At 49.1% G+C, this 24879-nt stretch carries 20 protein-coding genes; 8 read left to right on the top strand and 12 right to left on the bottom strand.

What is annotated here, in order from left to right:
• Nucleotides 1–128: 128 nt before the first annotated feature.
• From galU to CDA54_RS15590, 4 genes are all read right to left on the bottom strand, one after another.
• Nucleotides 129–1016: a UTP--glucose-1-phosphate uridylyltransferase GalU gene (gene galU / locus CDA54_RS15605; protein WP_099035970.1), complete on the bottom strand. Its 888-nt coding sequence runs from the start codon at nucleotides 1014–1016 to the stop codon at nucleotides 129–131.
• Nucleotides 1013–2353 carry a UDP-glucose dehydrogenase family protein gene (locus tag CDA54_RS15600; protein WP_099035969.1) on the bottom strand — a complete coding sequence of 447 codons (1341 nt, stop codon included), beginning with the start codon at nucleotides 2351–2353 and terminating at the stop codon, nucleotides 1013–1015. The genes galU and CDA54_RS15600 overlap by 4 nt, the downstream gene beginning before the upstream one ends.
• A 50-nt stretch (nucleotides 2354–2403) precedes the next feature.
• The gene (gene wecB / locus CDA54_RS15595) at nucleotides 2404–3528 is read right to left on the bottom strand and encodes a non-hydrolyzing UDP-N-acetylglucosamine 2-epimerase (RefSeq protein ID WP_099035968.1); all 1125 of its coding nucleotides are present in this window, start codon (nucleotides 3526–3528) and stop codon (nucleotides 2404–2406) included.
• 333 nt (nucleotides 3529–3861) lie between these two features.
• The gene (locus CDA54_RS15590) at nucleotides 3862–4104 is read right to left on the bottom strand and encodes an acyl carrier protein (RefSeq protein ID WP_099035967.1); all 243 of its coding nucleotides are present in this window, start codon (nucleotides 4102–4104) and stop codon (nucleotides 3862–3864) included.
• 133 nt (nucleotides 4105–4237) lie between these two features.
• Between CDA54_RS15590 and CDA54_RS15585 the strand changes: the two genes are divergently transcribed.
• The 4 genes from CDA54_RS15585 (at nucleotide 4238) to CDA54_RS15570 (ending at nucleotide 10000) form a co-directional block, all read left to right on the top strand.
• On the top strand, nucleotides 4238–5815 hold the full coding sequence (locus CDA54_RS15585) for an acyl-CoA ligase (AMP-forming), exosortase A system-associated (protein ID WP_099035966.1): 1578 nt from the start codon (nucleotides 4238–4240) through the stop codon (nucleotides 5813–5815).
• Nucleotides 5808–7043 (top strand): pyridoxal-dependent decarboxylase, exosortase A system-associated, encoded by a 1236-nt coding sequence (locus tag CDA54_RS15580; RefSeq protein WP_099035965.1) that lies wholly within the window; start codon nucleotides 5808–5810, stop codon nucleotides 7041–7043. Before CDA54_RS15585 ends, CDA54_RS15580 begins: the two co-directional genes overlap by 8 nt.
• 10 nt (nucleotides 7044–7053) lie before the next feature.
• Nucleotides 7054–8376 (top strand): chondroitinase-B domain-containing protein, encoded by a 1323-nt coding sequence (locus tag CDA54_RS15575; RefSeq protein ID WP_143452315.1) that lies wholly within the window; start codon nucleotides 7054–7056, stop codon nucleotides 8374–8376.
• Nucleotides 8377–8545: 169 nt separating this feature from the next.
• Entirely contained in the window at nucleotides 8546–10000 is a 1455-nt protein-coding gene (locus tag CDA54_RS15570; protein ID WP_143452314.1) for a polysaccharide lyase, read from the top strand.
• 75 nt (nucleotides 10001–10075) lie between these two features.
• Here the strand turns inward: CDA54_RS15570 and CDA54_RS15565 are convergent, their stop codons facing one another.
• Entirely contained in the window at nucleotides 10076–12190 is a 2115-nt protein-coding gene (locus CDA54_RS15565; RefSeq protein WP_229748183.1) for a PQQ-dependent sugar dehydrogenase, read from the bottom strand.
• Nucleotides 12191–12345: 155 nt separating this feature from the next.
• Between CDA54_RS15565 and CDA54_RS15560 the strand changes: the two genes are divergently transcribed.
• The 3 genes from CDA54_RS15560 (at nucleotide 12346) to CDA54_RS15550 (ending at nucleotide 15900) form a co-directional block, all read left to right on the top strand.
• Entirely contained in the window at nucleotides 12346–14214 is a 1869-nt protein-coding gene (locus CDA54_RS15560) for a TonB-dependent receptor plug domain-containing protein (protein ID WP_099035962.1), read from the top strand.
• A gap of 185 nt (nucleotides 14215–14399) precedes the next feature.
• Complete coding sequence (locus CDA54_RS15555) at nucleotides 14400–14702, top strand: helix-turn-helix transcriptional regulator (protein WP_099035961.1); 303 nt, start codon at nucleotides 14400–14402, stop codon at nucleotides 14700–14702.
• On the top strand, nucleotides 14692–15900 hold the full coding sequence (locus CDA54_RS15550) for a type II toxin-antitoxin system HipA family toxin (protein ID WP_099035960.1): 1209 nt from the start codon (nucleotides 14692–14694) through the stop codon (nucleotides 15898–15900). The genes CDA54_RS15555 and CDA54_RS15550 overlap by 11 nt, the downstream gene beginning before the upstream one ends.
• A gap of 152 nt (nucleotides 15901–16052) precedes the next feature.
• Here CDA54_RS15550 and CDA54_RS15545 read toward each other — a convergent pair whose 3' ends face one another.
• Nucleotides 16053–18320 (bottom strand): hypothetical protein, encoded by a 2268-nt coding sequence (locus CDA54_RS15545; protein ID WP_099035959.1) that lies wholly within the window; start codon nucleotides 18318–18320, stop codon nucleotides 16053–16055.
• Between the two features lie 75 nt (nucleotides 18321–18395).
• Here CDA54_RS15545 and CDA54_RS19495 point away from each other — a divergent pair, with 75 nt between their 5' ends.
• Nucleotides 18396–18623, top strand: a complete 228-nt coding sequence (locus CDA54_RS19495) for a TonB-dependent receptor (RefSeq protein WP_143452313.1) — start codon at nucleotides 18396–18398, stop codon at nucleotides 18621–18623.
• Nucleotides 18624–18653: 30 nt separating this feature from the next.
• On the opposite strand, the gene CDA54_RS15540 is transcribed toward CDA54_RS19495, so the two are convergent.
• From CDA54_RS15540 to CDA54_RS15515, 6 genes are read right to left on the bottom strand one after another with little or no spacing between them, the layout of a single operon-like run.
• Nucleotides 18654–19844 (bottom strand): hypothetical protein, encoded by a 1191-nt coding sequence (locus CDA54_RS15540; RefSeq protein ID WP_099035958.1) that lies wholly within the window; start codon nucleotides 19842–19844, stop codon nucleotides 18654–18656.
• A 9-nt stretch (nucleotides 19845–19853) separates the two neighbouring features.
• Nucleotides 19854–21416, bottom strand: a complete 1563-nt coding sequence (locus CDA54_RS15535; RefSeq protein ID WP_099035957.1) for an MBOAT family O-acyltransferase — start codon at nucleotides 21414–21416, stop codon at nucleotides 19854–19856.
• Nucleotides 21417–21469: 53 nt separating this feature from the next.
• Nucleotides 21470–22300, bottom strand: a complete 831-nt coding sequence (locus CDA54_RS15530; RefSeq protein ID WP_099035956.1) for a hydrolase 1, exosortase A system-associated — start codon at nucleotides 22298–22300, stop codon at nucleotides 21470–21472.
• Nucleotides 22300–23043 (bottom strand): alpha/beta hydrolase family protein, encoded by a 744-nt coding sequence (locus tag CDA54_RS15525; RefSeq protein WP_143452312.1) that lies wholly within the window; start codon nucleotides 23041–23043, stop codon nucleotides 22300–22302. The genes CDA54_RS15530 and CDA54_RS15525 overlap by 1 nt, the downstream gene beginning before the upstream one ends.
• 38 nt (nucleotides 23044–23081) lie before the next feature.
• Nucleotides 23082–23771, bottom strand: coding sequence for a hypothetical protein (locus CDA54_RS15520; RefSeq protein WP_099035954.1), 690 nt, complete (start codon nucleotides 23769–23771; stop codon nucleotides 23082–23084).
• Nucleotides 23759–24709, bottom strand: a complete 951-nt coding sequence (locus tag CDA54_RS15515; RefSeq protein ID WP_099035953.1) for a polysaccharide deacetylase family protein — start codon at nucleotides 24707–24709, stop codon at nucleotides 23759–23761. The genes CDA54_RS15520 and CDA54_RS15515 overlap by 13 nt, the downstream gene beginning before the upstream one ends.
• Between the last annotated feature and the right edge of the window lie 170 nt (nucleotides 24710–24879).

The raw sequence follows: 24879 nt of genomic DNA, 5'->3' as shown, positions 1-24879 counted from the left end.
CAGGGGTTTGACGATGCGATTCATTGTCTTTCCCGCATGTTGTTAGCGGGAATTGTGCTCCCTGTAGGCCGGAATTTATTCCGACAACTATGTCGCTTTCCGCTACATTTGTCGGGTTAAAACCCGACCTACAGGGTCTTTAAATACTCAGCAAAATCCGCCCCTAATTGTGGGTGACGAAGCGCATATTCTACGTTTGCCTTCATAATCCCCAGTTTACTGCCACAGTCATGACTTTTACCTTTCATATAATAAGCATCTACTTGTTCAATGTTCATCAAAGAGGCAATAGCATCGGTTAGCTGAACTTCATCACCGGCACCGGGAGGCGTATATTCAAGCTTGTTCCAGATGTTAGCCGACAACACATAACGCCCGACTACCGCCAGGTCAGAGGGAGCCTTGTCAGCATCAGGTTTCTCCACCATCTGAGAAATTGGAGCTGATTCACCAGGCTTTAAATCCCGGCCGTTTAAATCTACCACTCCAAATTGACTGATTTGTTCATGGGGTACCTTCTCCACCATAATCTGATTGACACCTGTTTGATTAAAGCGCCTTATCATCTCTGCCATGTTCTCTTTGTTCAGATCACTGGCTGTATCGTCGATCAACACATCGGGCAATACAACAGCGAAGGGGTTCTCACCAACCAAAGGGCGGGCGCATAAAATGGCATGGCCTAAGCCTTTCGCCACGCCTTGGCGTACATGCATAATAGTCACATCTTTGGGGCAGATGGACTGCACTTCATCCAGCAACTGGCGTTTAACGCGCTTCTCTAATGTGGCCTCCAGTTCAAAACTGGTATCAAAATGGTTTTCAATGCTGTTTTTACTGGCATGGGTTACCAGTACAATTTGTTTAATTCCGGCAGCGATACACTCTGCCACCACATATTGAATAAGCGGTTTATCCACTACCGGCAGCATTTCTTTAGGAATAGCTTTGGTGGCGGGCAGCATGCGGGTACCCAGGCCTGCAACCGGAATGACCGCCTTGGTGACATTATTCACAACACTTTACCTTCCAATGACTTACCCCGGCCAATGCCATAATAGGCAATTCCCATAGCAGCCAGTTGGTCCGGCTCAAAGAGGTTACGGCCGTCAAAAATCACCGGGGAGGTAAGTCTGTCTTTGATTAGTTCAAAATCCGGTGCCTTAAACATCTGCCACTCAGTGCATACCACCAACGCATCGGCTCCGGTAAGAGCACTTTCCTTAGTTCCAAGTAACTGCAGGTCGTCGCGGTGACCGTAAATGCGCTGTGTTTCATCCATAGCTTTAGGATCGAATGCCTGCACCTTCGCCCCCGCCTGCCAAAGCTTTTCCATTAATACCCGACTCGATGCCTCACGCATATCATCTGTATTGGGTTTAAATGAAAGGCCCCAAAGTGCGATGATTTTCCCGCTTAACTCACCGTTGAAGTGAAGATTAAGGTATTCAAACAACTTTTCTTTTTGTGCGTAGTTGACCGCCTCTACTGCCTGCAGAATTCTGGCCTGATAACCGGCGCTGTTAGCACTGCGCACAAGCGCCTGCACGTCTTTGGGGAAACAGGAGCCCCCATAACCACAGCCAGCATAAATAAACTGATATCCTATGCGGGCATCTGAACCAATACCACGTCGCACATTTTCAATATCTGCGCCAAAGCGCTCAGCCAGATTAGACATTTCATTCATAAAGCTGATTTTAGTGGCCAGCATGCAATTGGCAGCGTATTTCGTGAGCTCCGCACTGCGTATATCCATAACGATAATCTTGTCATGGTTTCGATTAAAAGGGGCATAGAGTTCACGCAGTGTCTTTTCGGCCACTTCAGAGTCCGTACCCAGAATAATACGATCCGGGCGCATGCAGTCACTTACAGCCGCCCCCTCTTTTAAAAACTCAGGGTTAGAGACGACATCAAAGCTTGCTTTCTGGCTGGCCTGCACTTTTATTAGTTTTTCTCTGACCTTATCCGCGGTACCTACCGGTACAGTAGATTTATTGATCACGATCTTATGCGACTGTGCATGCTCAGCCACAGAACCGGCCACTTCCAGTACATACTTAAGATCTGCCGAGCCATCTTCATCGGGCGGCGTACCAACGGCAATAAAAATTACATCGCCATGCTCAATGCCAGCTTTGGCATCGGAAGTAAATTTCAGGCGCCCGGCCCCAAGGTTAGTTTTCACCAGGGGTTCCAGGCCGGGCTCATAGATAGGTACGCCACCGCCATTTAAAAAATCGATTTTGTGCTGGTCAACGTCCACACATACGACTTTGTGGCCCACTTCAGCTAATACAGCACCCTGCACCAGCCCCACATACCCCACACCGAATACGGTGACTTTCATAATATTCCTCTGTACGACTGACGTTACATTCTGTTCAAATATTAGGTTATTTATTGCTGCTTAATAATATCTGCAATTCGCGCGCAGGCCTTGCCGTCACCATAAGGGTTATGGGCAACACTCATAGTACTGTAAGCGTCTTCACTATCCAGTAACCTGGTGGCCTCATCAACTATTAGCTGAGTATCAGTACCCACGAGTTTTACCGTACCAGCCGCCAGTGCCTCCGGGCGCTCTGTGGTATCCCGCATAACCAGCACAGGTTTACCCAATGATGGCGCCTCTTCCTGTATACCCCCGGAGTCGGTCAGTATCAGGTATGAGCGGCTCATCAGATATACAAACGGCAGGTAATCCTGTGGTGCAATCAGGTGCACATCTTTTGCGTTGCCGAGAATACGCTCAACCGGCTCTTTAACATTCGGATTAAGGTGAACCGGATAACAAACCTGTACATCATCTCTGTCAGACAAGGTTTTCAGCGCCTGACAAATCCGTTCAAAGCCACCACCAAAGCTTTCTCGTCTGTGCCCGGTAACCAGAATCAGCTTCTTATTCGTATCCAAAAAGTCGAACTGGCGGGCAAATGATTCACTTAAGCCAGCATCGCTTTCTATACGATTTACCACCTGCAGCAACGCATCAATAACGGTATTACCGGTGACATGCACGGTTTCTTCAGGCACATTTTCCGCCAGCAGGTTATCAGCAGAACCTTTGGTGGGTGCGAAGTGCAATGATGTCAGTGCGCCTGTGAGCTTACGATTACACTCTTCTGGCCAGGGGCTGTAAATATCGCCTGTGCGCAATCCTGCTTCCACATGGCCCACGGCAATCCGCTGATAAAATGCTGCAAGAGACGCGGCAAAGGTGGTTGTCGTATCGCCGTGAACTAATACCAGGTCAGGCCTGGCCTCAGTCAGTACCTGTTTCACCCCCAGTAAAGCGCGACTGGTAATATCGTACAAATCCTGCCCGGGCTGCATCAGATCCAAATCATAATCAGGTTTTAGTTCAAACAGTTGTAACACCTGATCCAACATTTGCCGGTGCTGCGCGGTGACGCAAACCTCTACCTCAAACTCCGGCCGCTTCTTCAGTTCCAGCACCAGCGGCGCCATTTTTATCGCTTCTGGCCGGGTGCCAAAAACCAACAGGATCTTTTTAAAACGCATAACTGTCCTTATTTTGTATACTGCAGTGCTGGAAGCAAATACATAAAAATAATATTTCACCAGCCTGGCGATGAAATATGTTCGGCCAAGAGCGTTGAACCAACAACCCCGGCCCAATAAATTGGGCCCTACAAAAGCACCATGTAGGGTCGAATTTATTCGACCAACAAAGCCAATAACCGAATACCCCGCAGCCCAATCAACTGAGCCCTACATTAACCTTGCCTAAACCTTTTCTTTTTGATCTCGCTGAGACGCGGAGCTCGCAGAGAATATCACTACCTAACCTCTTCTAACCCTCTGCGTCTTTGCGTCTCTGCGAGACCCATTCACTTACACTTTTTCTTCTACAAAGCTGCACAGACTACCGAAAGTTTCGAAGGTCTCGGCACTGATCTCATCATCATCCACCACAATCCCTAAATTCTCTTCGACAGCTGTCAATACTGACACCACAGCCATTGAATCAAACTCAGGAATGGCTCCGAGTAATGGCGTATCGGACTCAAACTCGGTGTCAGCGGGCATCTGCAACACCTCAATTAAAATATCTTTAACAACAGCGGGTACATTCATCGTCAAACTACCTGTATGATTTAATCTTTTTGATTGAATCCGCGCCCCATGGCCGGAAGAAAATCGCTTTATTGTTCCATTATTTAACGGTTTTAGAAACCGCTTTACCTGCATGAAGAGGGAATATTCAACTATGGTCACATTTTTTCATCAGCTCATCAGTATCCATGCTATCCGTATTCCGGAAAAATGTGCCCTGCGCTTTAAACAGCAGGACTACAGTTACCTTGGCCTTCAGCGTGAGGTTAACCATTTCGCCGCAGGCCTGACAGCTTTAGATTTAAAACGCCATGACCGGGTGGGTGTTTTTTTACCCAAGACGCCTGAAAATGTTATCAGCCTGTTTGGCACCAGCGCCGCCGGCGGCGTATTTGTTCCCATTAATCCGGTACTTAAAGCTCCTCAAGTGGAACATATTCTCAATGACTGTGATGTTAAAGTACTGGTGACCAGCTCTGACCGCCTCAAAAATCTGGCAGATATTATCGAGCAATGCCCGGCACTGGAGCATATTATACTCACCGATAAACTCTCTGAAAGCTGGCAGGGCCGGCCAAAACTGCAGTTACTGGCATCACTGCCGGACGATATCCGCCCCAGTCCTCCGGTAACAGATAAGGATATGGCGGCCATATTGTATACCTCCGGCAGCACCGGTAAACCCAAAGGGGTGGTGCTTTCGCACCGCAATCTGGTTTGCGGTGCACACAGCGTATCTGCGTATCTGGAAAACCGGCAAGATGATGTCATTCTGGCATTGCTGCCACTGAGTTTTGATTACGGTCTCAGCCAGTTGACCACCGCCTTTTTTGTTGGCGCGACAGCGGTAATCATGGACTTTTTGTTACCCAATGATGTGGTTAAAGCCGTTCAGCGCTTTGGTGTTACCGGCCTGGCCGCGGTACCGCCATTGTGGCAACAGTTACTCAAAGCGAGCTGGCCTGCGGAGGTGGGTGAGCAACTGCGCTATTTCACCAACTCTGGTGGCGCTATGCCAGGTGTAACCCTGGAAAAATTACGTCATACGTTCTCCAATGCCAGCCCCTATTTAATGTACGGACTTACAGAAGCTTTTCGCAGCACCTATCTGCCTCCGGAGCTGGTAGATACAAAACCGGGTTCTATGGGCAAGGCGATCCCCAATGCAGAAGTCATGGTGGTACGCCCGGATGGCACCGAATGTGACGCCGACGAACCGGGGGAGCTGGTTCATCGCGGCCCCCATGTCAGTCTGGGTTACTGGAATGCACCGGAGAAAACCGCAGAGCGTTTTAAGCCCGTGCCTAAACAGGTGAATGGGCTGGTACTGACAGAAATGGCGGTATATTCCGGTGACACAGTGAGAAAAGACAGCGAAGGCTTCTTATATTTTGTTGGCCGCAAGGATGAGATGATTAAAACTTCAGGCTATCGTGTCAGCCCTTCAGAAATCGAAGAGGCCTGCTATCAGGGAGCTGACGAAGTGGCAGAGGTAATTGCAACCGGCGTATCGGACCGGGAGCTGGGCCAGGCCATTGTCGTATACGCGGCACTTAAACAACCCGGATCCCTGGATGAAAAAGCCCTTCTGACCAAATGTAAGAAAAACTTACCCAATTTTATGCACCCTAAACATCTGGAAATTCGCGATAGCCTGCCCAGAAACCCCAATGGTAAAGTAGACAGAGCATTGCTGACACAACAGGCAAAGGAAACCTACACCCATGAATAAACCCGCGGTAACTCATCAGATAATGGATCAGTTTAGCCATCAGGCAGGCCAGTTGCTGGTTGGCGGTAAGACGCTGGATCAGATCGCTACTTTATTAGATAAAGAGGTGTTCTACGCTTACGACAAAATGGTGATACAGGCACAAATCGAGAAATTCAGAGCATATGTGCCCCACCCCATAAAGCTGCACTTTGCGATTAAGGCCAATCCCCTTCCTGCACTGGTGCACTATGTTGCCCCGCTGGTGGATGGCCTTGATGTGGCGTCACAAAAAGAGCTGCTTATTGCCCTGCAGAGCAGCATGCCAGCAGAAGAAATCAGTTTTGCCGGCCCGGCTAAAGGCGAACAGGAGATCCGTGCCGCCATCGTCGCTGGCGTTACCCTGAATATTGAATCTGAACTGGAACTTGAAAGGGCTGTAAAGGCCGGGCAATTGCTCAACCTCTTACCACGCATCGCCTTTCGGGTTAACCCTGCTTTTGAACTCAAAGCTTCCGGGATGAAAATGGCCGGTGGTGCCAAGCAGTTTGGCATCGATGAAGAACGCCTGATTGAGATGCTGCCAGAACTGGATTATAGCGAGATTGATTTTCAGGGCTTTCATATTTTCTGTGGTTCGCAAAATCTCAAACCTGAGGCCCTGACTGAAGCCCATACCCAGACTTTTGCTCTGGCTGAAAAGTTAGTTGGCCTGTGCCCTGTGCCGGTAAAGTCGATTAATCTGGGCGGTGGTTTCGGCATCCCCTACTTTGCCGGTGAACGCCGCCTTGATCTCAGCCCTATTGGTGAAAACCTTAAGTCCCTGCTTGGTGGTACACCTATCGATTTGGATACCACTGAACTGGTAATGGAGCTGGGCCGCTATTTAGTAGCCGAGGCAGGTGTTTATGCCTGTAAAGTGACAGATATCAAACCTTCACGTGGCCAGACTTTTGTTATGACCAATGGCGGGTTACACCATCATTTATCTAACTCGGGTAACTTTGGCCAGGTGATCCGCAAAAACTATCCGGTGGCCATCGGCAATAAGCTGGACCAGGACGCCAGCGTACAGGTAAATGTTGCAGGCCCCTTGTGTACTCCCTTAGATTCTCTTGCAGACCGGGTCTGGCTACCCCAGACCGAGGTTGGAGACTGGTTCGTGGTGTATCAATCGGGTGCCTACGGTGCCACCGCCAGCCCACAGGATTTTCTCGGCCATCCCCACGTGGCTGAGATTTTATTGTGATGCCGGTTAAGTGAACAGAAAAGTCTCAAGGTTGAAAAAAGCCGCCTGGTTCAGTGCGGCTTTTTTGCTGGTAGTGATCCTGCTACTTTGGTTCGCGCGCAGCACAACCTTTGCCTACGAATATGGTATCAAAGCCCAGCAGTACGTGACCATGAACATCCCCAAGAACTGGGGAGTCCGAAAGTCCTTTTTGAAATTCGCAGACAGCATACTTCAGTGGCGGCCTGTGCCTGATCGGGTTGAGTTTGACAGAGCCAGAAGCCCTGCCGGGGCCAGTGTTGATTACAAGCGCAGCAGCCTGTTTCTGCCTTCAACAGACAATGTACTGCATGTGACAGATAGTCAGGAATTGGTACAGGCGCTTCGAGATGCCAAAGCGGGTCAGTTAATTTTGCTTGCGCCTGGCCATTACTTAGTCGAACAGCGCACTATCAGAATCGGTCACAGCGGCGAACCCGGCTTTCCCGTAACCCTGGCTGCAGAACAGCCTGGACAGGCGGAAATCCGGCTTAACTCGCTGGAGGGCCTGTATATCAATAAACCCTATTGGGTGATTAAAAACCTGACATTCAGGGGTGTCTGTCGACGCCACAGTGCCTGTGAGCATGCGCTTCATCTGACCGGAAAGGCCGACCATATTGTAATTGAGAATAACCGCTTTATTGACTTTAACGCCCATCTCAAAAGTAATGGCAGGACGTCAGGGGGCACATTACATTTCCCGGATAATGTGACTGTCCGGCACAACGACTTTTACAACAACAGTATACGAGAGAGCCGCAACCCTGCTTCTCCCATTGACGTGGTGGGTGGGAATAACTGGCTTATCGAGGGCAATTATATTGCAGACTTCAGCCGCACAGTGAGAGGCAAACCCAGTGTTGTATATGGCGCCTACCTCAAAGGCGGCGGGAAAGACGGTGTTATTCGCAATAACGTGATTAACTGCGCCTGGAAATTACCTCATCAGTCAGTACTGGATCTCCGTGTCGCGCTGTCGTTGGGTAACGGTGGCACAGGCAAGCGGTTTTGTCAGTCAAAAGACTGTGCCTATGAACACAAAGGAGGCATCATTGAGCAGAACCTGCTGCTCAATTGTAGTAATGATGTGGCCATATATCTGAATAAAGCGACTCAGACTCGGATTCATAATAATGTGCTGCTAAATACCTTGGGCCTTGACGCCCGGTTCGCTGCAACTGATGTGGTATTGGAAAACAACCTGATTCAGGGGCGCATCAAAGCCAGAGACGATGCCAGGGTCGAGTCTTATGGTGATGAGACCTTGCCACCCGGTCGGGTATATTCAGACCTGCATCAACTTCCCCTGTAGGTTCCGGTAACACCCAAAGGCGAATAAATTCGCCCCTACAAAAACTGATAATGTAGGATAAGAAGTAGCCCTGTAGAGCCTAATTTATTGGGCTGAATCAACAAATCCCAGTAGCCTTTCGGGAACTTTGTTATTCTTCATTTTTTGCAAACATCTCACGAGACATGTGATGAACAGAATAATAACGCCTCTGCTTATGGGTTTGATTGCGATGGCAAGGCCGTCATGGGCTCTGCCACTGGATGAATCGGCCACATTTGCCTATGCCAGCCGTGATGCCAAACTATACTGGAATGATCAGGGCCTCATTCACCTGTTAGGTAATCAGGACAACCGCAGACTGCTGGAGTTTACGGTTGAGGATCAGAACCGTGCCAGACCTTTACTGTTAAAACTCCCCTTTTTGGATTACCAACAGCCACAAATAGTGCTACTGCTTCAGTCAACCGGGGGCAAAGGCACGGCAGACTTTTTCAGTAAAGAAGCCCCGGATCTTAAGGCCCCAAACCTGTTACTCTATACTGATGAGCAGGAACATTATATTGAGGCGAACATTGACACATTTTTGGGCCCGGCGATTCGCAAGCCTCAAGGCCAGGCACAGATATTTAAAGTGGGTGGTGAAAGACTGGGGCTGATCAGTTTCAAAATTCCCGAAGACATTCACATTGAAAATGTGCAACGAGCCGAATTACTGTTGCAACTCACAGATAAACAATATGGCAACAGCGAGATTAGCCTGACCCAATTAGCCATTCCTGAATCATACCAACAGGCAGAATCCGGGCTGGCCGCGCAATATCCCACTGACAAGAATATTAACCACCACCCAGGCGTCTATTACGCCGATAATTTTGACCGCGAGAGTTGGCTGGATACATTCTCTGAAGCGGTTGGTCAAAAAGACAGTCGCTGGTCGAATGCCGCTACGCTGGATTATGTCACCCACCAACACACTGAACATTTCCTGGATGACGATGGCCGTAGTGCCCTGGCGCGATTCGACACAGATAAGAACCTGGCACTGAATCTGGATTATTACTTTAAACGCCATCATGATCAGGAGCCTGAAGAAGCCTATTTTCGTTACTATTTAAAGCTTGCTCCCGGTGCCAATATCAGTGGCGGGGGAAAATTGCCCGGTTTTGGCGGAACCTACGGTAAGGCTGGCTGGGGAGGCCGCGGTAACGACGGATACCAGGGCTGGTCAGCCCGTGGTGCGTTTTTCGAAAGCATAGATAATGCCGATAGCCCGTGGCTCGGCCATATGCCCATCGGCAGTTATTTGTATGAGGCTGACAGCAGCAGTAAATATGGAAGTATTCTGCCCTGGGGCCATCCTCTGTCAACCATATCACCGGGGCGCTGGTACAGTATCGAGCAACATCTCAGGCTCAATACACCGGGCCAGTCAGATGGGTTACTGGAAGTCTGGGTTGATGGGGTGCAAATTCTGCACAAAACCGATTTAATGTTCCGTAAAACAGACGAATTAAAAATTGAAAAAATCTGGTTTAATTTTTACTTTGGCGGCGTCGACAAGCCGAAATATCCCTTTGATATGTACATAGACAATATCGTGATTGCATCAGAGTACATTGGCCCGGTGAAGCAGACCGAATAAATTCGTCCCTACAAGGAAGATTTCTTTGAGTAAGGAGTTACTCCTGTAGGGCCCAATTTATTGGGCCCACGCTAATCAGTGATGATGATGTTTATCAGGCAGCGACTGAATGTAAATCACCAGGTGGTCGATTTCTTCAGGCTTGAGGAAACCGCCCCATGGCGGCATCATCGGGCTCATGCCCACCTCTGCACCGCCTTTTTCGATCACTGCATGAATATCCTCGGCTGAGGTTTCAAAATGGTACATAGGTGAGGTCAGATCGGGCATTTCCACACCCAGCATGGATGAATCCGGCCCCTTACCATCACCTTTCACGCCATGACACCGGGCACAGTTAACCGCAAACAAGGCGGCTGTGGTTTCTTCATCATAATCCTTTGGCGCCTCGGTGCTTTCGTCTTCACGCTCTACCACATCGGCTTCTTCGGCTTTCACTAGCACCAGCACTTCACCACTTGGCTCAGAAGCCGCACCTAAGGTGGTCACCAGGATCTCACCGGATTCAACCTGTACCACCGAACTGACACCGCGCTGGGCATACTGGCTGGCCCTGGCAATCAGCTGTACCTCATCCACCTGGGGGTTGTCGGCATCCATCACAAAGATCTTGGCCGAATAATTATCGGCAAACACATACTTGCCTTTCAGTGACGCATACATATCGCCACGGGCCACCGCACCACCAATCACCGCGCGATCATAAGCGGTATGCTGATAGGTATACACCGGCCCCTGCATGGGAATGTCCAGCTCTTCCCACCCGGATTTGCCGGTAGGCTCACGACCCTCAATCACCGGGTACTGGTAATGCTTACCCTTTTCCACCCGATTAATCTCTTCCCAGATGGTGGATCCCACGTCACCCAACCAGAGATCATTCGTTTGTTCATCAAAGGTAAAACGGAAGGGATTGCGTAATCCCAGAGCCCAGAACTCTGAACGGATATCCTCTCTGTCTACGAAGGGATTGTCTGCGGGCACGTGATAGCCCTGAACCTCGCCGTGTTCAAAGGGTTCGGGAGGCAGATTGCCGGGCTGCATATCCACATCCAGTCGCAATATTCCGGCACGGAAAACGTCTGCAGAAGATTGAACGCCCTTAGGGCGCACTCCCTCACCTAAACCAATATACAAATAATTATCCGGGCCAAACTCAACCGAACCACCATTATGGAAACCATCGGCTATTCTCGGCAGGCTCAGAATCTTAAACTCGGAGGCCTTACGGTCGCTAAGGTCGCTTTCGCTTAAATCAAAACGGGACAGTTTGTTAAGCTGGCCTTTTTCCGGACGGGTATCGGTGTAATACAGGTACATAAACTGTTTATCATCGGCCTGATTAAACTGCGGATGGAAGGCCATACCAATGGCGCCGTTCTCCACTTCCACTTCACCTAACTGATCGCGGATATCCAGCACCAGTTCCTTATTGCCTCCATCAGGAAACGGCACCTTGTAGACGCGACCAACCCGTTCCAGTACATACAAACTGTCCGGATCCTGCGGCGCCTTTTTTACCAGCACCGGCTGTTCGAACACCAGTTCAGGATAAAGGTTCTTCAGCCCCCATTCGGATTCAGGGACCGGGTTGAAGAAAATACGGATCTGGGTAATACGGTTAGCGATATCCCGATCAGCGGTAAAGGCCACACCGAGCGCCAGTGGCACCAGAAAATACACAATAGCCAGCACACCGGGAATACTCACCAGGCGTTTTAACAGTGCCCAGACAGGCTGACCGATGGCAGCGCCGATAGCAGCCTTATCCCGCCACAGCACCATGGCCATCATGGCCAGCAGGTAAAACAGTGTCGACAACAGGCCAATGGCGGCAATTAACTGGGGATCATAATTGATCGTAGTGGCCAGGAAGCTGTACAACGAAGCCGTGGTATAGGCAAACAGGTAGAAAATATACTCGGTGCCGAAACGCCTGAGTGAAGCAAAACCATGACTTTTAAGGCTCAGCGTGCTGATCACAATCTGAATCAGATAAATCACCACAAAAATGCGCGTCAGGCTCCACATATCCGCCGTACTGACATACACCTCAGGCAGGCGCAATACAGCCTTGGGAATAAGGTTCATCTCCCGTGACAGGGCATAGCCAAGAACACAGGCCAGGGCAACCAGTACCAGTTGTATCAGTGCGACGAAGAGTTGATGTTTAAATGCAGATTGTTTCACAGTGTTCCTTCCTGGCTGACTCGCTTAACAGCCTGTAGCGATTAAATGGCGGTTAAAACAGTCAAAAATATGACTTTTTTATTCAGTTCTGTATATTGCCAACCTCTGCCTTACCTTTACAAGTGAATTTTCTTAAAAAACCAAAGGAGTAACCGGTGAAATTAACCCTTTTACCTCTGACTTTCGGCGCACTCGGCCTGATCGGCCTGAGCTCTGATACTTTCGCCAGTCAGCGTCATGGAGACAACATTGAATCCCTAACCGTGACCGGCACCCGGCTGCAACAAAATCAGTTGCAAACCAGTACCAGCATGAGCAGAACCCAGATTGAACGCATTAACCCGTTAAACACATTGGATTTGCTTAAACAGATCCCCAATCTGCTGATTTCCCGTGATGGCGTGGCCGGCCGCTCTCATATTGCCATTCGTGGCGGAGAATCAAATTTTACCCTGGTGATGATCGACGGTGTGACGGTTAATGATCCCACCAACAGCAGTGGCGGCGGTTTCGATTTCAGCCAGCTCGACCCGGCAGTGATTGAACGTATCGATGTCTATCGCGGTGGCACCAGCGCCATCTACGGTGGTGAGGCGGTCAGCGGGGTGATCCACTTTATTACTCGCCAGAGCGCCGCTAACAGCCTCAGCGTGGAAGCGGGCAGCGACAAACAACAGCGTGGCAACCTGACCTTGTCAACTCAGAGTAACCAGGATCTCAGCGCATTACTGAGCTTGTCAGCCAATCAGCAGCAAAGCTCAGATTTTGCCGAGATACAGCATCAACAGGCGCTGCTGAAACTCGGTGCCGATACCAAAAACAGCGAACATCAGTTGCTGTTAAGTGCAAGTAACACTGACCGACTGGCCTTTGCCGAAGACAGCGGCGGAGAGACATTTGCCATTCCCAGAGAAGCTGAAAGCCGCGACAGTAAACACGCTCTGGCCAGCTGGCTCAGCCAGTTTAACAGCAGCGACAACCTTAAGTGGACCAGCCGGATTTCCTGGACCCGCACCGAAGAGCAAACCGACAATCCCGGCATTGCTCCCGGTGTTATCGACGGCATTCCCGCCAGCTTGATTGAATCCGATTACCGCAAGCTGGATGGTGAAATTTATCTGAACTGGCAGTTGTCTGATACCTGGTCGGTGCTTGGCGGTGCCAGTGGCAAAAAAGCGATAGGCGAGAATCGCGGTACGCTGGATTTTGGTTTTCCCATGCCGGTGAACTTCAGACTGGAGCAGGAGAATTACAGCGCCTTTATGGAAACCAGTAAGCGCCTGGATGACCTGACCCTGGAACTGGGCCTGCGCTTTGATGCACCGCAGAGCTTCAACAGTGAGTTATCATCAAGGCTGAACCTGGCCTGGCAGCTTAACTCAAAGACCCGGCTTCACGCCGGTTACAGTGAGGGTTACAAATTGCCAAGCTTCTTTGCCCTGGCCCACCCTTTGGTAGGAAACCCTGAGCTGAAACCTGAACTGAGCGAGAACAGCGAAATCGGCATCCGCGTGCAGGGGCAAAGCGGTTACAGCGTGCAGATGAACCTGTTCTATAACAAGTTTGAAGATCTGGTGGATTTCGATGCCGAGCTGTTTACCAATGTTAATCGTTCAGAAGTGCATACATCCGGCATCGAATGGCGCGGCAGCGGGCAACTGAACGAGTGGCTCAGCGCCAGTCTGGATTTTGCCTACCTGGATATTGATGTCAAAGACACCGACAACCACCTGCGCCGCCGCCCGAAATGGTCAGGGGGTATTCAACTCAATGCACAGCTGGATAATTTCAGCATCACACTGTCTGCTGACTCCCGTGGTGAGTTTTACGACAGCTCCGTACCTACAGGTGAGATCCTGATGAACGGTTACACTGAAGTGGCCCTGGCTGCGCAGTGGCAACTGAGTGAAAAACTCAGCCTCAGCCTGAATCTGGATAATCTGCTGGATAAAGACTTCGAGCAATCGGTAGGCTTTATCGACCCGGGCCGCCAGGCCAGAGCGGGTATCCGCTACCAGATGTGAGCAACTGTAAGGCCCAATTTATTGGGCCTATGGCGTTATGCCCACCTCTGATGGTCGAATAAATTCCATCCTTCGGTTCGCGAGACAATACATCCCTGTATTCGCTTTCGACCCTACATGGAGGAACCTGATACAACATAGCAATATCGGGAATTTTAGAGTATATTTATACACATAATCTTATTATGAAACTTATTTTACACAGCATGGGCGCAAAGAAACTACTCGCCACATTGGGCTTGCTGATCAAAGAATACCGGGCCAGCGCTATGTCACAGGATGAGTTTGCTCAACGGCTGGGCGTGTCCCGTAAAACAGTTTCGAACATGGAGCAGGGCAAAGCGGTTAACAGTGAAATACTGTTCGACGCCCTGTCGTTGTTAAAGCTTGATCAGCCATTGTTATCAGAGTTAGGGAAACTGCGCCTGCCTGATCCCAAGCTGCGTCACCGCAAAAGTGATCAACGAGTTCTGGATAATGACTTCTGAAGCCTACGTGTATATTGATGGCATAGAGGATCAACCGCTGATTTGCGGCATTGTTGCACTCAACCACAATAATACCGTCGCGCAATTCCGATATGGCAAATCCTATCTCAATCATGCAAAGGCTTTTGCCATTGATCCCGTTAATCTGCCGCTATCTGAGGATGTCTTTGTTACACGCAGGCATGGCGGCATGTTTGGCGCTCTGCTTGATGCCGGCGCAGACGCCTGGGGCAAGAAGCTTATCCTTTCGCTGCACAAAACCAAGCCCCAAAACACCATTGAGTTTCTGCTATCCGGCAGTGCGATGGGTGTCGGGGCAATCACACTCAGCCTGTCGAGAAACAGCTGTAAACCAAAGCGCTCTTTAGCCAGAATTGGCCAGATCAACGATCTGCTGCGTGGAAAAAATGCCATTCTTAATGATCAGGCCGTATCACCAGAAGCCAAGAAAGCGTTTCAGCATGGCGAAAGTATGGGCGGCGCCCGCCCCAAAGCGGTGGTTAACGACGGTGAGAGAGAATATCTGGTCAAGTTCAACCGCAAAGACGATCTCTTTAATCATGCACGGGTTGAGCACGCCAGCATGTTATTGCTGCGGGAACTGACAGACAATGTCGCCAACACTAAGACACTGCGTGTTGACGATGAGGATGTATTGCTGGTCGAGCGCTTTGACAGACGAGGCAGTATTCCATCCTGTGCATTTATAAGCGCCCGGACATTACTTGATATTGACGTTGTGAACCCGGGACTGGCAGCCTCGACATACACTTACGGTGAAATAGCTGACTTTCTGCGCAGAGAGAGCGACAGGGCCTCTGACAGTAAAGAGCTGTTTACCCGAATGTGTTTTAACGCGCTCATTGGCAACACCGATGATCACGTTCGCAACCACGGTCTGATAATGCCCTTCGGCTCCCGGGGCTGGCACTTGTCACCCGCCTACGATGTGCTGCCGATCAGTAGTTCCCGTCAACACGGTCTTGGCCTGGGCAACTTTGGACGCGAAGCCACTGTAGAAAACCTGCTGTCTCAACATCGTCGGTTTGGCCTTTCTGTTGCAAAAGCCAAGTCCATTTTCAATGATGTATCTGATGTTACCCTGACGTGGCCGGAGGCATTTTCCGCATCCGGGGTAACAGACGAGGATATTGAGAGGCTAAGAGGCGTAATACCGGTACCGTCTAACCTCTTTTAGTCGACTAAATTCGACTCTACAGGGGAGATTCTCCTTGGGTAACGGTTTACACCAGCCCCTGTAGATGCCCAATTTATTGGGCCAATGGCGTCAATCTCACCTTTGCCTGTCGAATAAATTCGACCCCACGCCGGATGAAACTGGCTACGAAATTAAAACAACGCAATCAAATTTTTCTCGAAGGTCTTTACTTCAGGGCTGTCACAGGAAAACTTGCTAAACATCTGCGCAACGCCATTTAGCGATAACTTCCTCAAGTCCTCTCCGCTCTGGCTTGCGAGAAACCCGGTAATATTAGCCGCTACGCCCTCTGGCTGCATTTTCCCGACTTGCCGGAATACATCCGAAAACTCCGAGTTAACCTGGTATTTTGTTTTTGTCGTGCCACCATAATGCCGTGCAATTTCCGCTCCCAGCAAATTAGTCACCACCATGTCCGGCTGGTAACCCGTCACATAGAATACAGCTGGAGATTCTGACAAGCATCGACGATAGTGTTTCTCGTATTCAAACAGATATTTTGCCGCAACTGAGTCTTCTATTCTGACCTGTTTATACAAATCAGCCATGGCATCGGTCATCTTATTTCCATAACTGCCGAAGAATGCCTTTAACCCGGCCGCCTGCTTACCGGTATATGATCGGTTGATGCGCTGTACTACTGATCTATCGCCTTGATATACCGCATTTAAAAACGTCGCTCCGGGTATTCCATCGAATGGCCCCCTGACTTTTGGTAGTGGCATTGGGTCACCGACTGGCTTGCTGGCATAAGCTCGCTCGCCTGATTTGGACTGTCGGGCAGCTGTCCTATATTCACTTTCCTTTTTTAATCTGGCCCACTCGCGCTGTTTGGCTTCGGCTTCTTGTATCCTTATCTGCTCAGCCTTTTTGGCTAATAGCTCAGCTGACTCCCGCATCCTCTGATCATGCTGCTTTTCCAGGTTTTCATCCGGCACTTTTCCGGCGATCATCAGGGCTTTTGTCACCTCGTCGGGTAGCGCAAAACTCTGCCCTTGGTCAGACTCAAGTAATGACATCAGGTAAGGGGTCGGTTTTGCCCGATGGAACACAGCCTGAAATTGTTTGATACCTTTGCGGCCTTCGGGGCGAACTTCTGGCCCGATCCTGAGCAGTGTATTGCTTGTATCCATCGACATTATCGGCTGCTTGGGGAACTCAAAGTTAAACAGGTCACTGCTGCATCTTCTTTTCAATTGTTCGAAACCGTGCAACATCGCCACACCATTTTTATCTTGCATATACACGCTGTAGAAACAGGCTTCGGATATTGTCAGGTAACCCAGAATATAACTACGATCATTAGACTTAGCCGACCAAAGCGCTAATGCCGCTTGCTCTATGTTTTCATCAGGCTTTTTTCCATCACTAAACCTGATAAACCCCTCCCATGAACCAATAAACTCTGGACTGTATTTAGAGGCCGGAAATTGCATAGCGAAAATATCATTGAAGCGCTGGTAAGCATTTTGTCTCGCGACCAGCAATTTTGACGCTATCTGTGAGAGCGTATGAGAATCACCATGCTTATTATAAACATCTTGTAAATGCCACATTTCCCCGGTAAGTACCTGCTGATGAACCAAAGAAATATCCTGATCCGCCAGCACCACTTCCCTGGCATCGATGGCTTTAGGTCGCCAGGTAATTTTCAGGTTATCCTCCGCACTGATATCAAAATGCCCGGCAGGCAAGATGTCACATTCAGGATCATCAGAAATATACTTTAAATCGCTGCCAGCCCCATCCTGAGAATAGAGGGAACTTTTACATTTCCCATAACCACGGACAGTGAGCTGATCTGCGTAGACATAAACATGATTAGGTGATGCGTAGCCGGCCGGAAACAAAAACCTTAGCAAAGTTGTATTCATCGCGCCGCTCCACTGCTTGGGCTTGCGCTTGTCCTCGCTGGTAACGGTCTCAATTAATTTTAATCGCTCAGAGAATCGGTTTTCAGGTTGCCTGGTGAGAAAGCTTTTTTCCGGGTTGATCAATTGGCTGAGGTGACTTCCTTCTACTTTTAGTTTGTTTCCTGTAGGCGTCAGTCCCAGCGCGTAAGTTATCCTCTGATGCTGACATCCATCTGAAACACCTGTTAAAGCGCCCTTCTCAAGCAGATCTACGCGCGCCGGGGTATTATTGCCTGGCGCTGAAATCTGCCCCTCAACAGCAAAAATACAGCCATCATCCTCATAAAAGACTTGGCCTTTCACTTTCCCATCCGCTGCCTGCTCCAGTGACAGGGCAATAGACTTCTGCAAAGATTTTGCCCCGTAGGTCTGAATTTCACCCTCCCAGTTCCCTGACACATCAACCTTCTGAGCGCCAGAACAGACAAACGACACCATCAACAAGCATAGCGCACCATAACCCACCAAATACCTTCCGGCCCCCATGAAAACCTCCTTTTAAATATTTCATCCAATAATACATAGTTTTGCTGGTATGTATTTCAGAAATACACAGCAAACTTGAGCAAGGTAGACTCCCGTGGCGAGTCCTACGACAGCTCCGTACCTACAGGTGAGATCCTGATGAACGGTTACACTGAAGTGGCCCTGGCTGCGCAGTGGCAACTGAGTGAAAAACTCAGCCTGAGCCTGAATCTGGATAATCTGCTGGATAAAGACTTCGAGCAATCGGTAGGCTTTATCGACCCGGGCCGCCAGGCCAGAGCGGGCATCCGCTACCAGATGTGAATAAAAGGCCCATGCCTATTGTGGTATGGGCTATCTGCCAAGTCCTGATTTCAGTTTATCCCATTGCGCCTGTGATCGTAGCAACCCTTCGTTATTCGCCCGAATTATTGTCTCGATAGTTTGCTCGTTCAAAGGATGACCAAAGTGATCAGGCTCGCCTGTTTTCATGCGCTGTAATATTAAATCCCCCACCTCTGATTTATAGTGGGCGGGCTCCCAATAAAAATCCATTTCCTGGTGTGGCGTAGGTACAGGCACCGGCTCCAGCGAGAACTGACTAAAGCCACTGAAATCCCAGATATCTATTGACTCGTTATGGCTTTTCAAAGCCGCAAGGTAAGTTTTCCATTTCATAAAGTCCTGCCAGTAGCCTTTTTCTGACAGCACCTGAAGGTAGGAGTAATGATAAGGGCTGGTAAAAATAGTCAGGCGGATGTCAGCATCATTCAGAGCGCTGATAAAAGTGCGCAGCTTCGAAAATTCTTTTGAGTACCCTTGTTCGCTTTCTGGCTCAAATACCAGGTTTTCCTGATCGAGCCGCTGCTCAATCTCATCTAACTTCTGGTTAAACAATGGGATAACGCCCTCCAGCCGTACAATCTGACGATACTCCTGAGCCGTATTAAATCCCTTAGAGGTTATGCTGCTAACCTGAGAATTTTGCGAAATAAGGGTTCTGATGGTCGCTGAGAGTGCATCCAGAGATAAGGTCATTGCCATCTTTTCCTTCAGCATAAACCATTCAGTCTGCTCGCTGTTCTCTGAACTCAGATAAGGTAATCGGCTGTTATAGTCAGCCTTTGCAGAAGACGGCACATTCGGCGATTTAATCGACAGGAAGTCCAGAAAATCCACACTCAAAATCACCTCTTTTACCGTTTTATTGGCATGAATTACATTCAGTCCATAATCCAGTTGCATCGACAAGCTCGCACCTGGCATGCCCAAATTGTAAACCTGCCTGGTCTTAAACAATTCATGTTCAGGATCTATCCCCATCTCAATTCTGGAGTTTCCCAGCAGTAACACCTGCGGAGCCGCTTCCACACTGCGATAGGCTTTAGAAACCCTTGAGCGGTTCCCGGCCTCAGGCTTAGTCGCATTAACGCCCTGATAAACCGGCGACCAATACATTCCGAAAGGATCAACGACCCAATTGATTACCCCTATAGAGGCTAAAACAAACGAGAACGAAAGCGCAAAAACCAGAATATACCTCATCGATAATCCTCAGAACTGGAAGTACAAAAATTCACTGACCTGTGAAAGTGTCAGTACCGCCAGCGCCGCCATCGCTCCCGTTGCGGCAGCCCAATACCAGGTCACTCTGAAGCCATTTCCTTGCATAACTGACATCAGTGGCCAGAAGGTTGCCGATCTCGCGTAACACAATGAGCTCAGAGACCCCTGATAACGGGCAAATAAATCCTGAACATTAGGCAGCAAAACTACTGCAAACAGCAATACGACGTTCCACAGCCAGGTCTTCATAAAGATCTCTCCTCCACCATTTGGCGTTGAAATGCCGAGGGAATAAAGCAGATCGGTTAACCCCAGCCTGACCGCTATGCCATTGGGTATAGCGATTCCATTCATACCCGCCATGCTTTGCAACATACCGGTTGCGCCATCTAAGGTTACGGCCCTGAAAAATACCCAGCCGATAACAACGCATAACATAGTCAGCATCCAGGAGACAAAAACGTAAAAACCCGCCTTACGGACCCCCTCAGAAAAGTTAGCAGTCACTCGCTGCCAGCCATGATTGATAGCAAGATAGAATCCGTGTAACGCACCCCATATCACAAAATTCCAGCCAGCTCCGTGCCACAAGCCGCCTAACAGCATGGTAATAAACAAGTTTGTGTAGCGCTTTGTTTCGCCCTTTCGGTTCCCACCCAGCGGAATATAGATATAGTCTCTGAGAAAGCGCGACAGGGTAATATGCCAGCGCCGCCAGAACTCAGAGATACTGGCCGATTTATATGGCGAGTAAAAGTTAAGGGGCAATATGATACCAAACATTCTTGCCAGGCCAATTGCCATGTCTGAATAGCCGGAAAAATCAAAGTACAACTGAAAGGTATAGGCCAGCGCGCCGCCCCAGGCGGTGAAGAAATCCACTGTCTGCCCCGCATCTACCTGTGCAAAAACAGGATTAGCATAGACAGCAACACCGTCAGCAAGCACGGTCTTCTTGAACAAACCAATAGCGAAGATACTGATCCCAACCACAAAGTGATTTACCTCAAAGCGATACCGCTCGTTGCGCATAAACTGAGGCAGCATCTCTTTATGATGAACGATAGGGCCGGCAATCAGTTGAGGGAAAAAGCACACAAACAGTGCATAGTGAATAAATGAATACTCTCGGGTGATCCCCTTATAGGAGTCCACCAGATAGGCAATTTGTTGGAAGGTAAAAAAGGAAATAGCCAGAGGCAAGAGTATTTGCCCCAGATCCCAGGACGTATCAAAAGTGGCATTGATATTAAAAACAATAAATCCGGCGTACTTATAGTAAGCAATTAACGCCAGATTAACCGCCACACCCACTGTCAGTAAGGTTTTACTGCCAGAGTTACCGAGCCGCTGACCCAGCTTAAAGTTAAACACCATGGAGAACAGCAACAGCAGCAGGTAGACAGGATTCCACCAGGAATAGAAGAACAAAGAGCAAACAACCAGTACACCTATCGCCGCCTCGTTTCCCCAGCGCCTGGCGCAGAAGAAAAATGCCAATAATGTCAGAGGTAGGAAGGCAAACAAAAATTCCGGGGAATTAAACAGCATGGATTAATCCTTTTTTCATGTGGCTGTCAGGTACTGATTTTCAGATATAATAATTACTTCTTATTCAACAGGCTACAGACAAAATCACAGGAAAGCTTTTCCACTTCGCGTTTAAACTCTGAAGCGGAAAAGGTATGGTCGGCCTGTTCCAGCCGGTGAATTTGGCATTTGTCACCGTTAATGGCTGGCCAGCCCTTGTTACCCACTGCCTGTTGCTCAAATTCCCTGGCGGTGAGATCTACCCCGCTTAAAATCAGACAGATTTGCCCGTCAAACTTGCCAATGCCCGCTTGCATCCGCTGCTGATAACTGCCCTGCTGCTGTTCGCCTGTTGACATTGAGTCCTGCACAAAGCCTCTGGCGTCTTTAATACTGCCGCCAAGGTTTACCTTGCCGCCGAGCAGTTTCTTCCAGAAATCCTTTGATAGCAGCCGCTGCAAATAATAATGCCTGACCATAGTCTTGCCCATAGCCGCTTCGCTGCGAAGCCAGGGGTTGAGCAATACCAGCCCCTTAACTCTGCTGTCTTTGTGGGCGTAAATCATTGCCGCCGAGGCCGCGTCACACAGGCCCCAGATGACTATCTGAGTTAGACCGGTTTGTGTACAAAAAGCATCAACGGCCACTTTAATATCATCACAAATGCCCTCAAAGGATTGCTTTTCACCTTCACTGTCACCCATGCCCCGGTAATCAAAGCGCATGGAAGCAATATCCTGCGCGGCCAGCGCTCTGGATAACTGCACAAACTGACGGTGACTGCCCACACGATACTGGGGCCCCCCCACCACAAGCAGTACGCCGGTTGAATGACATTCCTGTGGCTGATGGACAATGCCCAAAAGCTGCTGATCATTAAGCTCAAAACTGATGGCTTTTTCCATTAGCCCTGCACTCCTTTTAAACTCATCGGGTACAAAGGTGGAACATCGAAGGTTTCCGGGATCTGCCAGAACGCCGGGCAAGGAACCGCCTGAATCGGCAGGCTCTCTTCGGGCCACTCTGCGGTTAAACGCGCTATCACCGGAGTGAGCTTATCCGTGCCCAGTTCCAGCCAGGTAACAGGTGACTGTGCGTCCGTCTCTGCTTTAAGCTGTTCAATAGAAGCCAGCAATGTTTCATTTAGCGGGTATCCGGCGACTTCAACGGTTTCACCTTCCTTTATCCGCTGCCGCCAGTTTACCTTCTCGGCGCTGCCCTGCATCATGCTATTGGCTTGTTTCAGACGCAGAAACTGGCTGGCCAGTAATTTACCACCGGTCACCGGCTTCCACAGCAACTGGTTTTTCACCGGCAGTGCCTGATGTAACGGCTGCTGAAAGTGTAATTGCATCAGTGCGCCAAAACGCACGCCCCACAGGCTAATCTGTTCAACGCCCTGAGCCAGCAACCACTGCCCTGCGGCAATGATATCCTGCAGCCAGATATCAGTACTGACCTGATTAATCTCCCCTTCGCTATCGCCGGTGCCTGAATAATCCAGCAGACATACGGGCAAGCCCTGAGCGGCGAAATATTGCGCCTGTTTTGCCATCACTGCTCTTGCAAGGTTCATTTCCTCAAATAACGGCGGCAGGCACAGAATTGCCTGCTTCGCAGGCAGCGTACCGCTACGGGTCAACAGCACTTTACCTGCTGATGAGGGGATAAAATGACCAGATAGATTCATAAAGGCGAACGAGAGTCACTGAAGTCGAAAGTTGGCTTTCCTCTCTCGCCAATACTTAATGCCAGATAAGGTATTCTCGTCGCTACTGTAATTTGAAAACTCCAGATTTTCAGAAATATCGCAGTACTAAGACATTTGGCACCCAATTTTTCATGAGTCGTTACAGAGGTGCGGTTGTAGGCTGAAATTCGGCTTAAGGTTGATTGGTAGCCCTCTGTTCTTAAATCATTTGAAGCTCTTTGCCAGGTATATAAGAAAAGTCGACCAAGACGATATTTAGGGATCACATAGACATCAAAATCCCAAACCTGCTGGGGCCCTAGCCTAATACGGTAGTTCACCTCATCTTCGTCAAATACTCCGCAAGCAAACCAGGCACATGAGGCAAGTTCGCCGTTTTTCTTTCCCAGCAAACATCGGGTACTACCATTAAATCGATCTTTCAACTTCTCCTCTGGACGAGGCAATACTATGAGAAAATCGCTATAACGGTCGAGCCATTCGAACGTAAAGCCATTTATTCGCTGCGCCTCCGGTCGCTCCAGGGCTTGCTCATAAAAATGGTAGATATAAAGTCCAGATGAGCCGCCCAGTCTGGTCAGAACAAGATGAGACAGATATGCCGTCGCGACCAGGAACCCAAACTCTTGATAGGTATTTTTTAGCTTACGAATTACTGATGGCATCCGTAACCCCGAATCTGATTTATCACCAGTCGCGCCATGAATCTTGACGGATTTCTATCCCAGGGAGTGAAACGCTTCAGAAGCCAGGGTGACGTTTGATGATCTGAGGTTCCCCAATTGGTGACTACAGCTGAATGAAATCCAGCCTGCTTGACATATTCCACTGTGTCTTCGTCCAGATCCTTACCCAACATTCCGTTTGGATATGCAAAATGGTGGATTTCACTGCCTGTCCAGTCCTGCAATTGCGCTTTACTGTTCTCAATCTCCCATTTTTGCTCTTCGGGAGACAAAACCTTTAATATCGGATGATTAACGGTATGGGCGCCGATGGCTATTCCTTTGTCAGATAGCATTCTTATCTGCTCGGGAGTCATCATCAATGGAGGTTCTTCATCAAGAGAGTTATGCCGATACAAAGACTCTATTTTGGCAAGTCGCTCCTGAACCGGTTGATACTTTAACTTTTGCAGCCAGAATTCAGCCAAATGTCGGCGCTGCGCGAAGTCTTCCAGCGCTACTTCTTCGCCATCAAGGGTGAGACAATTGCACTTTGGGTCACTAAAGAGATAGATCACCCGATCATTCCACATGTTAACGCCTTCGCTAAACGCGGTCGCAACATATACTGTTGCCGGAATTTTATGTTTACGCAGAATGGGCTCCGCAACTGTAAGATTGTTCGAATATCCATCATCAAAAGTGACGCATACAGCATTGTCCGGCAGTGCATTGCTCTTCAGACCATGAAGAGCCTGATCAAGAGAGATTGGTGTGAAATACCGGGCGAGTACGGCCATTTGTTGGTCAAATTTTTCCGCCATAGGTAAATCAGGACGCATAGGATCAGGTTTCTCCAGCACCTGATGATAAATTAGGATTGATAACTTTCCTTTTCCCAATAACTTTCCCGCTAGGGACAAACCCAAGCCAATCATACTCATTCTTCCATGTAAGTCATTTAGGGGACCAAAACATTCTTAGTCTGGTCAAATAGAGATTAACCCAAAAAATGCAGGACTTGTTCATTATTCCACCAAAAATTTTAATGAATTTCACTTTGATGATCTTAATCTGGCAGAGTAGTACTAATCGACAACCAATGCTC

The sequence above is a fragment of the Lacimicrobium alkaliphilum genome (genome assembly GCF_002591895.1).
GTDB classification, from domain to species: domain Bacteria; phylum Pseudomonadota; class Gammaproteobacteria; order Enterobacterales; family Alteromonadaceae; genus Lacimicrobium; species Lacimicrobium alkaliphilum.
Note: the sequence above shows the minus strand (reverse complement) of the source record. Positions and strands in the feature narration are given on the sequence as shown.